This window comes from uncultured Intestinibacter sp. (assembly GCF_902468165.1).
Lineage (GTDB): Bacteria > Bacillota > Clostridia > Peptostreptococcales > Peptostreptococcaceae > Intestinibacter.
Window position 1 is genome coordinate 14,258 of sequence record NZ_CABQXJ010000035.1, and the last position, 13,661, is coordinate 27,918.

Consider the following 13,661-nt stretch of genomic DNA (forward strand, 5'->3'; position numbering starts at 1 on the left):
TTCATAGTTTTTCATCCATTGTATCTTTTCACCTTTATTATCTCTATATCATTTAGTAACTGTTTTTTATATTTGTTATTATTTTGTATGATTCCGTTTTCTTGAATCAGCTCTCAATCGATTGTGTTATTTTAATAACAAACTTATAGTAACATACTTGTATACAAGTTGTAAATACTATTTTTATGTTTTTTTATGTTTTTTTATAAATATTGGTTTATTTTTTAACAATCATACCTGTGAAAGCATTGTCCCTGTTGGTTTTTCTATTTTTAAAATCTTATAAAATTTTTTTATCATTTTTTATATTTATATAACTTTTAATATAAACTAGTATACAAGACTTTATTTTTGTCCCCTTTTTACATCCCTTTTCTATTCCATAATATGTAAAAACAAATCATTTTCACGCTTACAAAAACATTTTCCTAAACTCGTTATAATTCTCATTTTTATAGGAAAACATAATAAAAAATAGCAAAAACATACCGATAATCTTTTTTATAACAAAGTTTTTTAAAATAATAAGCACTCAATCTTAATAAAATTAACAAATAAATCCTATAAAAATATTTACTATTTTATAGTCATAATTATAGTGTTTTTAATTGGATTGACATTATATCTTGAAATATGCTAGAATCTCGAGAGGGTATTTTTCAATACCTTAAACTAAACAATCGTAAACTAAACAATAAAACAAAATAGGGGTACAGTTAGATGAAATTTAAAAAAAGCAATGCTTCATCAAATATTGTTTATGAAGGTTTAAAAGCAGAAATTTTAAGCCTTAGATTAGCTCCAGGAAGTTCAATAAGCGAAACAGATATAGCTTCAAAGTTCAATGTATCTCGTACACCGGTGCGTGACGCATTTAAAGCTTTATCTAACGAAGGTTTACTCGAAGTAAAACCTCACATAGGTACTTTTGTATCATTAATGGATATAAACCAAATTTCGGATGTTCTTTATGTCCGTAAAGTAGTTGAATTATCCATCTTAAAAGATCTTACTATGACTCTTACAGAGGCAGACGAACTAAAACTAGAGTTTAATCTAAATGAACAAAAATTATTCTTACAAGGTGCTGCTGAAAACGAAAACTCAGTAAATGATTTTATAAAATACGATAATAACTTCCATAGATTAATTTTCCGTATTGCAGGAAAAGAAAACATCTGGAATATGGTTCTTGGAATAAATCATCATTACGAGAGATTTCGTTCTTTAGTAAATTTACAGGGGGAAAACAACATTCAACATCTATACGAAGAACATCGTATGATTTTTGAGGCACTTACTAAGAAAGATATACAAGCATTAGAAACAATCTTTAACAAACATATATACGACGGTTTTAAAAATAGCTCAGCCATGTTAGTAAAATACTCTGACTATTTTGTCAACTGTCAAGATTAATAGGGTCAAACTTATGGAATGAGATAAATTTATATTTATTTCGTTCCTTTTTTCTTTATAACTTTCTTCATTTCTAAGATTTACAACCATTTCAATTGCATAAGTTATTAAAATCTACTACTCTAAAAGTAAATACAGTCATCTAGGATTGTCATTATATAATGATATACAAGGAGAATATTTATATGACTAACCAAAAATCAAATTATGAAATTCAAACACAAAAAGCTTTAATACTCTTTCCTAAATGGAATCATGAAAAAATCGCCAAAAAATTCAATTTAGAGTTAGATGAACACTATCTTTATATCAATTTTATAGGTCAAAAGTATCGCTTAAATAGACAAAATGGAAGTATCCAATATTTATCTAAAAATAATACTTATATAAATGCGACCTATAATGAAGTTATGTCTATTTTAGACTTATTTGATTATTCAAAAGAACATTTGCATTTATCTGGTAATTGGTGCACTCCCAATAGTTTAAAAGGAGTTGTCAATGTAGGTAATGTTGGTGGAAAGAATACTATGTTTAAAAAATACGAAACTCTATTTTCCAACAATATAAATCTTTTATCTAAAGCATGTGAGAAATTAGGTGGTCAAAAAATAAATGAAGCAGACGTTGGATATATAATAAATATATTCGATTTCCTACCAGTCAAATTTCTATTTTTTGAAGAAGATTGTGACTTTCCACCTGAAATTAAGTTTTTATGGGATGAAAATGTTCTAGATTATATACGATTTGAAACAACATTCTTTGCATTTTCTCACCTTCTTCATAGAATTGTTGAAGTTATAGAAGGTGAAATATAATTTCCTATATGTTATAAAAAAAAGAGTATAAAATAATTTTATATATTTTATACTCTTTTTATTTTATATATTAACTTTTATCTTTATAGTTTTATTCCACAACATGGACAGAATGTTGAAGTACTATCTATTTCTGATAAACATCTTTCACATGTCATATATTCTATATTGTCTACTGGTAATTCAACCTTTTTCCCACAAGTTCCACAGAATCTATCCTCTGGATTTAAATTTGCCCCACAACTACATTTAATCCCCTCTAGTTGTTTTCTATGATTATGTATTTTAACTTTAGAATCATATATTACATGATCAAACCCTATTATAGGTTCACAAATTCTATCTATTTCATCATTTTCAAGTAAACCTTCCCTAACTTTTTGATATACTAATATCCCTAAGTTTAAAAGTGCTTCCTCTTTTCTTAAATTAGTATCTTCTATAGTTTTATTTAAATTATCTATTTCTCTCATTATTTCTTGTCTAGTAGCCATAACTCATACTCTCCTCTATTTTAGTTTTCAATTTTCTTTGTTTTATATCCTATATACATAAATATCGTACTGAATATAAACACAGTTATAATAGTCACAAATAAATTAGTTCCTATTACAAGATTAAATTTACCTGCTGAATCAACTAATCCAGCTGCATCTGAACTATCCACACCAGGTATAGATCCATTTATTGTTATTGTTGAGAAATATGATATTAATCCCATTACAGTCGTATAACATATACTATAAACACCTATTATATTGTGGTTATATTCACCATGTCTTTTCTTTATCATTCTACCAATCATTATAAGTGTTGCAATTGGTATTAAAATTAATAATATGTATAGTCCTTCACCTTGGTCAACTAATGAGAATATACTCATAGACATAGTTGCAAATTTTAGACTTATAAGATGAGACATAAGTAGCGTCCATGAACTTGCTATCAATCCAATAATAACTATATATACAAACCATATTGCATTCATTTTATCAGCACTAAATCCAAACATCTCAAGGTAGTCAATTAAAGATCCATATAAATAGTTACTTCCTATCATATCTTCAATAGCATATAATATATCCGTAAATGAACCTAATTTTATATATGTCCATGCTATAATTACTATTGTAGTTACAAGTAATATAGTTCCTAAAGTAAATAGGTTCTTTTTAAATATATTAGATAATGTGCCTATATTTCTAGAGTTTTCTTTTTCTAATGCTAATATATTGGCCATAAATGATATTATAAATCCATTTATAAATACACTAAATACTCCAATATAAACTTTAATATTTACAAATGAACTCATTGATTCAGTTTGTCTTGCAAATAAAGATATCACCATTGAAATTATTGCATATACAAAAGCACATAATACTGCTGTTGGAAGTGATTTAACTTCTCTTTTACCGTATATCATTCTTGTTGCTAAGTATATAATACATCCCGTAATTATCGGTGTAATAATTATTCTAGCAGCTATTCCTATATTTACAGAGTTTAGTAACCCACTCATCACTATTTTAGATCCATTCATAGATGCTAATCCAAATATAAATTGTTTGAAATGAGATATTTCTATTGAACCATCTTTAAATAATCCACTTACTAAAGAGTTCCCAAATTGTAACTGTGCAAATATATAAATAGCCATTATAGCTATTGATATCGCCACCGTCTGTAATGCTGTACTCAGATTATTTGCAATAAATGATGCATAGTCAAAGTTTCTTAATTCATTTATTGCGTTACCTAAGAATCCTGGTAAATCCCCAAACATATTTTTTGCCTCTTGTGCTACAGCACCTGTTGCTGCGTTTATTGAATCTAAATTTAAATTATTAATTCTATCGTTGTTTTGATAATTATCACCAGTTCTTCTACTAGTTTTTGCCTTTATTTCCTTTACTACTTGACTTAATAATTTACCACATCCTGGGCAGTAAGTTTGGTTTGACTTTGTTTCATGCCCACACACATCACAATAGTCATTTTGATTTTCCTTAAACATCAACTTCCTTTGGAAAGTAGATAATTCATTACCTTCATTACCGCAATAATTACAGTAATCTTCGTTGTGATTTCCACACCTTTCACATAATACCATAGATATTCTCCTTTTTAATTTTTTAGCTTATAACTCTCCCTATTTTATTAAATCATATAAATTTATGGTAATTGATTAATAATACATATACTATTTCACATCATTTATATAATCAATTACTCTATAAGCTGTCCCTGTTGTATACCATCTTACGGAATCTTTCCTAATTCCGCCTTTTGGGTATTTGTTTTTGTTTTTAGAATGTATAACCTTTCCGTTTCCTATGTAGATGACAACATGTCTAGTAGTAAATATCAAATCACCCGGTTGAAGTTCTCCCCTAACCTTGTATTTTTTGAGTACTTCTTGTTGCTGACTTGTTGAATAACCTATATTTACTCCTGATGCTTCTTTATAAGTCCAATATGTAAGACCTGAACAATCAAACCCTTGAATACCTATGTAATCCTCTTTGTCCAATGGATAGTAACTCTCTCCATAGCACTTTAAAAATTCGTTGTATCTTTCCTCTGTTATTATCTCTCCCTTTCCTCCCCAGACATATTGTGTCCCGAGTTTTTTCTCTGAAAGTGATATAACTTTTTCTATTATCTTTTTATCTTCATCACTCATATTGTCCCATTCATGTTCATAGTCCACTTTCACATTACCTTTCTGAATCCAGTTAATCCCGATATCCGTTATCTTCTTGAAACTATATACACATAAAATAACAATGCCTACTAAAATTAAAATATTCTTCAATCTTTTTCTTCTATTTCTTTTCATCAAACTTACCTTCTTTCATAAACTAAATTTATATTATGATGTACTGTTTGATACATAAAATAAACTCTCTTAATTTAGCATATATTTTTATCGTATTTATGCAGTTCATTCTCTACACTTACATAAGCTGTAGATACAACTAATGCTAAGTATAGTGAAGCTGTCATCGCACATATAGCTCCACATAATATGTAATGTTTCACTATAAAAATTAAACTTAAAATTTGTATACTTTTAGCTAATACCCAGAAAATTGGTATTGCTATTATATTTCTAAAAAAGCTTTTTAAAGTACTTAACATAGATACTTTCCTATTGTCTTTAATAAAACTAAATATTCTATATCCTAATAAATATATCGATATTGAAAGTATTATGCTTAAAGATAGGTATATTATCCCTGCTCTTACTAATGCAAATTCATTTGTTCTTCCAATTATATTGTAAAATGATAACTTAAAATTTCTAATAACCAATATATCAACTAATTTAGCTATCATAACTATTGCCATAAAAGTTATTATCCATGTTATTAAATCTTTTAAAATATACTTTTTAGCTTTTTCACTTTCTGATTTTGTCAATAAAATCTTTATAGTTAACATTAAGATGATTATAGTTTTTATAATCTCAATCATAGAACAGAAATATGGTATATTCCCGCTTTCTATTTTCATTTCAGACACTGCACATGCTGAAAAAATAAATAAAGAAATTGCGCCTAATAATAATGATAATAAAATAAATCCAACTGTATCCAATTTCTTTTTGTATAGATTTTTGCTCAATCCCCCTATACTTTTAATTATTGTAGTTTGATCAAGAAAATTCACTATTCTTCCTTCCTTTTGATTTATAGATATAAATTCTATAATTTTTAATACTTATATATTTATATCTATATTTAAAAATAATTCCCTTTTTCGCAAAATCCAACCACGATTATATCATATATTTATTAGCGAATTTTGTCGAAATATATACTAAAATACACTTTTTTTAACCTATAAAAAAATTTATTCATAAGTAATTATTAAAAAAATTATCCACCTATAAATTTTATACTTAAAAATATCTAATATAGAGCTTTTAAATAAATATAATTTCCTATATATTATAAAAAAAGCTATAGTTAAAATTATTATGCCTAATAAGTTATAACTATAGCTTTTATTATCTGTCATATATTTTTTAAACTTATATTAGAAGTTCATTCCTTTAAAATACTCTATTCCCATAGCATCTCTAACTTCGCTTAAAGTTTGAGCTGCTACTGCTCTTGCTCTTTCGCTACCTTTTTTAAGAATTTCATATATATAATCTGGATTTTGTTCTAATTCTTTTCTTCTCGCTCTGATTGGATCTAATTCAGCTTGTAATATGTCATTTAAGTATCTCTTAACTTTAACATCTCCAAGTCCACCACGTCTATAATGAGCTTTCATTTCTTCTAATGCATCTTTATCTTTACAGAAAGCATCTAGGTATGTGAATACTGCGTTATTTTCAACACAACCTGGGTCTTCAACTCTTATATGGTTTGGATCTGTAAACATTGACATTACTTTTTTTCTAACTTCGTCAGCATCATCACTTAAGTATATAGCATTTCCTAATGATTTACTCATTTTTGCTTTTCCATCAAGTCCTGGAAGTCTTCCTGCTATTCCTTCTGGGTACATTCCTTCTGGCTCAACTAATACATCTCCGTATGTAGTGTTGAAACTTCTTACTATTTCTCTAGTTTGTTCTATCATTGGTTTTTGGTCATTTCCAACTGGAACTAAATCAGCTTTAAATGCAGTTATATCAGCAACTTGACTCACTGGGTATATGAAGAAACCTGCTGGTATACTTTCTCCAAATCCTTTTTGTTGTATTTCAGATTTTACAGTTGGGTTTCTATGTAGTCTAGAAACTGTTACTAAGTTTAAGTAGTACATTGTAAGCTCTGCTAATTCTGGAATTTGAGATTGTATAAATAAATTTGTTTTTGTTGGGTCTAATCCAACAGCCATATAATCCATAGCTACTTCTAATAAATTATCTACTATTTTTTTTGGATTTTTAGCATTATCAGTTAATGCTTGTTGGTCAGCTATCATTACGAACATATTGTATTTATCTTCGTTTTGTAGAGATACCCTATTTTTAAGAGAACCTGTATAATGTCCTAAATGTAGCTTTCCAGTAGGTCTATCCCCTGTTAATATAGTTTTTTTGCTCATTTTTTCATCTCCTTATATTGTTGATACGTCTTAAATATTTTTATAATAAAAAACTCCGTCCTAAAACTATAGGACGGAGTGTTATATCCGCGTTGCCACCTAAATTATGTATTAAAAAATACATCACTTAATTATCAGTACTATATAATACCTCAGTTGCTATAACGTGCAACACACGGTAAAGTCTACTCTCATAAAGATTTCAATTTACTCCTAAAAGGCCCATTCATTAAATTCTTTCTTGTTGAGATTCCACCATCCTCAACTCTCTATATCGAACCTAAACTTAATTACTCTTCCTTATCAATGGATTTATTTTATAATTTATATTTTAATATTATTATTTTTTAATTTAATTGTCAATAAATTTACTTACTATATGTTATTAATAAGTATTGCCATTGTTTACAATAAAAATTCTATTTTTAGCTTAATTTTTAAATTTTTTCTATTTTTATATTTGAGTTTTTATGTTTATCTTTAAATAAAATCAATTAGCTAATACTATTTTTCAAAATTTCATATTAAAATTGGGGTATTATATTTATATAATTAAAATATATTAAGGATGTGGTTAAAATAGAAATTTATACATTAGGTCATTCTAATTATCCGTTTGATAAGTTTATAGAAATATTAAAAAAATACGATATAAATTGTGTAGTTGATATAAGATCTACCCCTTACTCAAAATATAACACTCAATATAATAAAGAATTTCTCCACGAAACTCTAAAAAATTTAGGATATACATATATCTATATGGCTGATGAATTTGGTGCAAAAAGAAAAACTAAAGTCAGCTATAATGATGAAGGATATGCAGATTTTGATAAAGTAATTTTAGAAGATGAATTTAAAAGAGGAATAGAAAGATTAAAAGTTGGCTGCTCTAAAAATTATAAAATAGTACTGCTTGGTGCAATGCAAGAGCCTATTAGATGCCATCGCGCGATATTACTAGGTAAAGAATTAATAAAGGCAGGCTTTGATGTAAAACATATAATGCATGAAGGTGATTTAAAAGTTCAATCTGAGTTAGAGGAACAGCTTCTTGAAAAATATTTTGAAGATAGAAATCAGCTTACTATAGATTCTTTATTGGGTAATGCTATTAGTCGAGAAGATATGATTAAAGAAGGATATAAACTAGCAAATAAAGAAATCGGATACAGAATAGAAAAATTAAAAGACAATAAAAGCACTAAGATTTAATTATTTATGAAACTTTAATATTAATTTATATAAATAATGGGGTAACAAAATGTTACCCCATTTACTACTATCTATCTTTATCAGTTACAACAAATACATATGGTATATTTCTGTAATGGTCTCCATAGTTTAATCCGTAACCTACTACGAATTTATCTTCTATTGTGAAACCACAATAATCTGGAACTAATTCTACTCTTCTTCTACTTGGTTTATCAAGTAAAACACAAGATTTTATACTTTTTGGATTTTTTTCTTTTAAATGTCTTATAACATAATCCATTGTAAGTGCTGAATCAGTTATATCATCTACAACTAATACATCATATCCTTCTAGGCTTCCTTTTATATCGTTTACAACTTCTACATTTCCACTTGTAGAGAAACCATCTCCGTAACTTTGTGTAGTCATGAAATCAATTTTTGTTTTTAAATCGATAGCTCTAACTAAATCTGCACAAAATACGAAACTACCTCTTAATAAAGATATAACCATTAGATTTTTATCTTTATAATCTTCTGTAATTTGGGCTCCTAATTCTTTTATTCTTTTATTTAAGTCCTCTTCAGAACATAATACTTCCCAAACTTTTTTTTCTATATCCATTATTGTTCCTCCATAATCGTTAATATATCTATTTTATAATGATTAATAAATTCTGTCTATATTAAATAGTCACAAAGAATAGTTATATAATTATTCTATCATCTTTTTGATGTATGATTCAACTTCCTCTAATTTTGTTGCTTTTTCTATACTTTTAAATGTATATCTATCAAATATTAATTGACCTTTATTTTCTAAAAATCCATATTTATGAGCATCTATAAATCCATATTCAGCCAAGTCTTCTAAATATAATATAGTGCCCTCTTCTTCGATATAAGAATGTTGATCATACTTTTCCATCATAAAAATTCCATTCATCCCTACTCTTAAATTAGAAATAACTTCATGTTCTAAAGCATCTAATCCAATATGAATTGTGCATGGAATTAATACAGATATTAATTCACCTGATTTACAATTTCCTCTATATGATTGTGTAATTTCAATTTCTGCTACTGCACGATAAATCATTTCATTGTTGAATTTAATTCTTATATTCCTAACATTTTTTACTCTACCCTTAGCAATTATAGTATTTTTTTTCATGAAAAGTTCTTCCTCATTTAACTCTTCTTGCTTATTCTCATACTCTATTATTGGTGCTCTCTCTACATATCTAGCACTGACATTTCCGACTGACTGAGCTAAGAATATTGTATTTTTATTTGATGCTATATATGTAAATATCCAAACACATATAAAAAACATTATTAGTAGTATTGTTTTTAGTCCAGCTTTCTTGTTTTTTTTACTTAAATTATTTAACCCGTTTTTTGTAATTAACCTTTCAGATTGTAAAAATTCTTCGTCTATATCATTCATATAGTCTTGGATTTTTTTCCCCTCCATGTTATTAACCCTCTCTTTAAACTCTAGATAATCTGGCTAATTCCCTAGATTAGTTATTTTAACTAAATAATTCACATAGTAAAGTATACACAAAAAATGATAATTTTAGTAAATTTAGTTATTTTCTACTCAATGCAATTTTTTCCATTTTTAAATTTTCTTATAATTTTCACAATAAAAATAGAGGCAGATTGAATAGTATTATCTCGCCTCTATTTTAATTAATAAATACATTTAAAAGATTTACCTATTTTTTATATGTATTTTTACTATTTTACCTTATTTATATCATTCATAACATCTATTATTACTTCGTCCGTAACTGTCATACCTTCATCACTTACTTTACCTAAGTTTCTAATAGATTGTTCTACTTTATCTCCAACTATTCCGTTTTTTGGTGGAACATGGAATCCTTGTTTTGCTATTATTGCACTTTGAACTGCCGCTGATGCTGCTGATGCTAATTTAAGTGCACAACCAGCTTTAGCTCCATCACAAATCATTCCACTTAAGTTTGCTATCATATTTTCGATTGCACCTTTTATATGAGTTATATCTTCATCCATTAACCAAGAAATCCCTGCTGCCGCTCCAGTTGATGCTGCTACTCCACATCCACAAACTGCCGATAATCTCCCTGTATAATTTTTAATATATCCAGTTACTAAGTGTGATATTGCTAATGCTTTTGCTAGTTTTTCATCATTTTGAGGGAATTTATTGCTATATGCTACTATTGGAAGTATTGCTGTTAAACCGTGATTCCCACTTCCATTTGAACTCATAACAGGCATTTTTATTCCAGCCATTCTAGCATCTGATGCAGCTGCTGTTAACATCATTGCCTCTGTCATTAAATCATCAGCCATGTACCCTTCTTCTTTAGCTTTTTTTATACCGAATCCAACACCTATTCCAGCTTTATTTTCTAAACCATAATCAGCTATTTCAAGATTCATTTTTCCACCATCTAATAAGAATTTAATGTCTTCTAAATCCATATTTTCAACATTTTTTACTATTTCTTTTACATTAGTAGTGTCCATGAAAGTTTCTTTTTTAATAACTGTATTTTTATCTGCCGCTTTTGCATCTACTTCTTGATTGTACTCACCTGTATCAAGTAAAATTTCATGATTTCTTTGTAAATATATAAAGTTGTCATGTTTTTCTTTTATAACTACTTTTGCTATATTATTTTTTCCTCTTAAATCTACTTCTATAAATACTTTATCTTTTGTTTGTGCTGGAACAATATCTATAGGAGTTGTATCCATATATTTTTCAGATTCTCTTACTTGAGTTTCATCTAATGTTTCTAATACTGTTAGACCATTTTCAGAATGTCCACCTACAAATCCCATTGCAACAGCTATTTTTAGTCCTAATCTTTCTGTTCCTGGAATACCTACGCACATCCCATTTTTATAAATACTTGGACTTACTAATATTCTATTTTCTACTATTTCTTCACCTAATAATTCTTTAGCTTTTGCACAAGCCAGGGCTACTGCTACTGGTTCAGTACAACCTAGTGCAGGTTTTACCTCGGCAATTAATATATCTATTAATTCTTTTCTTATATCTCTCACTATCTTACCTCCTAAATAACTTAACTAAAAAATCAAAATCACGTCTTGCATGTCCTATTTTATTTTATATTAATATAATAAAATAGAAATATTGCACTATAAATATATATTTATGTAGTAAATCGTTGTCCTAAGTCTGGATAACTTTTTTAATATATAGCTTTAATATTTTCTAGTTCCTTCATTATAATCATCTTTTATTTTTTTGTTCAAAAGTATATCTCTAATTTCTTTTAAAATCATAAATATTTTATTAAGTGTAAATTGGATGCTTATAAGAATTACAAACAACATTATAATTGCCACTAATGTATAATTAATTGACATAAAAAACCTCCTCTTTTGACTTTTTTTAAACAAAAAATCCTCCATTAATACTAGAGGATAAATCATATATATTTCTTATATCTATTTTACATCTTTTGAATAAGTTTTAACACTTAAATATTTATATTTTCGTCTTCTTCTATTTTCTTTATTTTTGAAACTGAAACTTCATAAGCAACTTTCTTAACTACTGTGTCTTCATCTATCTTCTTTTCATATGATCGACTTTGTATTCTCCCCCACATCTGTATTCTGTCGCCTACTTTTAAATTTCGTGCAAATTTGGCATTACGTCCCCATACAATAGAAGGTATATAATCTGATTTATTATATGGTCTATTTATCGCCACTAATAAATCTGTTATTTCTCTACCTAAAGGCGTTTTTCTATATACTGGACGTTTGCATATATATCCATCCAAGAAAATGCTATTAGGATCTTTATTTTCCTCTTCTTTTGGTTTTATTTCTCGTACAAATACTGTTAAAATCAATTTATTTTTTTCACCTACATTTTTATTGTAAGATCTAAGTTGACCGGAGACAGTCACAAGCTTGTTATTATCAAAGTCTAATTCTTGTAATAACCTTTCTGAAATCGTCATAGGCAAAATATCATAAGAATCACTCAATCTATTTATTTTTATCTTTGTATTAAAAAACTTTTCTCCAAATATCTCATGACTAAATTCTAAATTATCTTCAAGTTCCCCAGTTAGATTTACAATATTTGTATCGTCTTTCATAACTACCATACTTTTTATCCCCCCGAATTGTTAATTGTTTCTTTATCTTCTATATGTTATAAATATATTTTGAAAAAATCATATTTATTACATTTTATTTTTATGTATCTGTTATTATTTATGTCTTTGAACTCCAGATGAGTCTATGTAATAATCCTCGTCATATACTAAATCTGATAATTTTAACATCTTATACCCGTTTTTTTGAAAATGCGCAATAATTGAATCTAGATAATCATCGATATTACGGCCTTCTCCATGGAATAATATTATTGAACCTGGTGATGTATTTTGTGCAACTCTATCTACTATATAAATTCCTTTTATATTTTTCCAGTCCATTGAATCTACATCCCAATTTATAACTTTGTACCCTAAAGATTCACAGTACTTAACACCATTTTCATTTATTTCTCCATATGGAGGTCTAAATAATGTGGTCTCTTCTCCTATTATATCTTTAATCTTCTTAGATGTCTTGTCTAATTCAGTTTTCATCTCTGACTCTGATATTTCATTAAAATAAGGATGTGAATAAGAGTGGTTTCCTATTTCATGTCCTCTGTCGTGAATTTTTTTCACAACATCTTGATTGTTATCTACCCAATTGCCCACTACAAAAAAAGTCGCCTTTACATCATATTTATCCAATACATCTAATATTTTATCTACATTTCCTTCGTTATAAGATATATCAAAAGTTAATGCTATTTCTTTTTTATCTGTCTCCACTCTGTATATTGGTATGTCCTCATTTTGCTCGTTCAAAAATATCCTTATACAATAAACTAAAGAAAAAACCAAAACTAACCCAAGTAAAAATAGAATAATACTGCTTAAAAAAGCCCTCGTTCTAGCAAACATATCATCCTCCTCCAATCCTATATATTAAAAATCTATTTTTATATTTAATAAAAAATAACCAATTTTTTAAATTCTTTAATAAAATCTATATTATTATAAAAATTTTTAGTATAAATTATATCAAATTGTATGGCTAATCATAAAA

14 protein-coding genes and 1 other annotated feature are annotated in these 13,661 nt (G+C 27.3%); of the genes, 3 read left to right on the forward strand and 11 right to left on the reverse strand.

Annotated features, from left to right (window positions below):
- The first annotated feature begins 720 nt into the window (after positions 1 to 720).
- Both RDX53_RS07755 and RDX53_RS07760 read left to right on the forward strand, forming a co-directional pair.
- The gene (locus tag RDX53_RS07755) at positions 721 to 1,419 is read left to right on the forward strand and encodes a GntR family transcriptional regulator (protein WP_195930139.1); all 699 of its coding nucleotides are present in this window, start codon (positions 721 to 723) and stop codon (positions 1,417 to 1,419) included.
- Between the two features lie 185 nt (positions 1,420 to 1,604).
- Positions 1,605 to 2,240 (forward strand): DUF3786 domain-containing protein, encoded by a 636-nt coding sequence (locus RDX53_RS07760; protein ID WP_195930138.1) that lies wholly within the window; start codon positions 1,605 to 1,607, stop codon positions 2,238 to 2,240.
- 83 nt (positions 2,241 to 2,323) lie between these two features.
- Here RDX53_RS07760 and RDX53_RS07765 read toward each other — a convergent pair whose 3' ends face one another.
- The 5 genes from RDX53_RS07765 to trpS all read right to left on the reverse strand — a co-directional run bounded on the left by RDX53_RS07765 (position 2,324) and on the right by trpS (position 7,310).
- Positions 2,324 to 2,734 carry a zinc ribbon domain-containing protein gene (locus tag RDX53_RS07765; RefSeq protein ID WP_195930137.1) on the reverse strand — a complete coding sequence of 137 codons (411 nt, stop codon included), beginning with the start codon at positions 2,732 to 2,734 and terminating at the stop codon, positions 2,324 to 2,326.
- A gap of 20 nt (positions 2,735 to 2,754) precedes the next feature.
- Positions 2,755 to 4,353: a zinc ribbon domain-containing protein gene (locus RDX53_RS07770; RefSeq protein ID WP_307993923.1), complete on the reverse strand. Its 1,599-nt coding sequence runs from the start codon at positions 4,351 to 4,353 to the stop codon at positions 2,755 to 2,757.
- A gap of 90 nt (positions 4,354 to 4,443) precedes the next feature.
- Positions 4,444 to 4,953: a C40 family peptidase gene (locus RDX53_RS07775; protein WP_307993924.1), complete on the reverse strand. Its 510-nt coding sequence runs from the start codon at positions 4,951 to 4,953 to the stop codon at positions 4,444 to 4,446.
- Between the two features lie 203 nt (positions 4,954 to 5,156).
- Complete coding sequence (locus RDX53_RS07780; RefSeq protein WP_307993925.1) at positions 5,157 to 5,915, reverse strand: hypothetical protein; 759 nt, start codon at positions 5,913 to 5,915, stop codon at positions 5,157 to 5,159.
- A gap of 369 nt (positions 5,916 to 6,284) precedes the next feature.
- Positions 6,285 to 7,310, reverse strand: coding sequence for a tryptophan--tRNA ligase (trpS, locus tag RDX53_RS07785; protein ID WP_295763378.1), 1,026 nt, complete (start codon positions 7,308 to 7,310; stop codon positions 6,285 to 6,287).
- 66 nt (positions 7,311 to 7,376) lie between these two features.
- Positions 7,377 to 7,626: a binding site (T-box leader), on the reverse strand.
- A 254-nt stretch (positions 7,627 to 7,880) separates the two neighbouring features.
- On the opposite strand from trpS, the gene RDX53_RS07790 reads away from it, so the two are divergent.
- Positions 7,881 to 8,525 carry a DUF488 domain-containing protein gene (locus tag RDX53_RS07790; RefSeq protein WP_330593164.1) on the forward strand — a complete coding sequence of 215 codons (645 nt, stop codon included), beginning with the start codon at positions 7,881 to 7,883 and terminating at the stop codon, positions 8,523 to 8,525.
- A 67-nt stretch (positions 8,526 to 8,592) separates the two neighbouring features.
- Here the strand turns inward: RDX53_RS07790 and hpt are convergent, their stop codons facing one another.
- The 6 genes from hpt to RDX53_RS07820 all read right to left on the reverse strand — a co-directional run bounded on the left by hpt (position 8,593) and on the right by RDX53_RS07820 (position 13,420).
- Positions 8,593 to 9,132, reverse strand: a complete 540-nt coding sequence (hpt, locus tag RDX53_RS07795; RefSeq protein WP_195931628.1) for a hypoxanthine phosphoribosyltransferase — start codon at positions 9,130 to 9,132, stop codon at positions 8,593 to 8,595.
- Positions 9,133 to 9,222: 90 nt separating this feature from the next.
- The gene (locus RDX53_RS07800) at positions 9,223 to 9,984 is read right to left on the reverse strand and encodes a hypothetical protein (protein WP_295763380.1); all 762 of its coding nucleotides are present in this window, start codon (positions 9,982 to 9,984) and stop codon (positions 9,223 to 9,225) included.
- A 269-nt stretch (positions 9,985 to 10,253) separates the two neighbouring features.
- Positions 10,254 to 11,579 carry a serine dehydratase subunit alpha family protein gene (locus RDX53_RS07805; protein ID WP_295763382.1) on the reverse strand — a complete coding sequence of 442 codons (1,326 nt, stop codon included), beginning with the start codon at positions 11,577 to 11,579 and terminating at the stop codon, positions 10,254 to 10,256.
- 162 nt (positions 11,580 to 11,741) lie between these two features.
- Positions 11,742 to 11,906 carry a hypothetical protein gene (locus RDX53_RS07810; RefSeq protein WP_295675750.1) on the reverse strand — a complete coding sequence of 55 codons (165 nt, stop codon included), beginning with the start codon at positions 11,904 to 11,906 and terminating at the stop codon, positions 11,742 to 11,744.
- A gap of 113 nt (positions 11,907 to 12,019) precedes the next feature.
- Complete coding sequence (locus RDX53_RS07815) at positions 12,020 to 12,661, reverse strand: single-stranded DNA-binding protein (RefSeq protein ID WP_195931624.1); 642 nt, start codon at positions 12,659 to 12,661, stop codon at positions 12,020 to 12,022.
- 105 nt (positions 12,662 to 12,766) lie between these two features.
- Positions 12,767 to 13,420: a polysaccharide deacetylase family protein gene (locus RDX53_RS07820; RefSeq protein WP_243269628.1), complete on the reverse strand. Its 654-nt coding sequence runs from the start codon at positions 13,418 to 13,420 to the stop codon at positions 12,767 to 12,769.
- Positions 13,421 to 13,661: the final 241 nt, after the last annotated feature.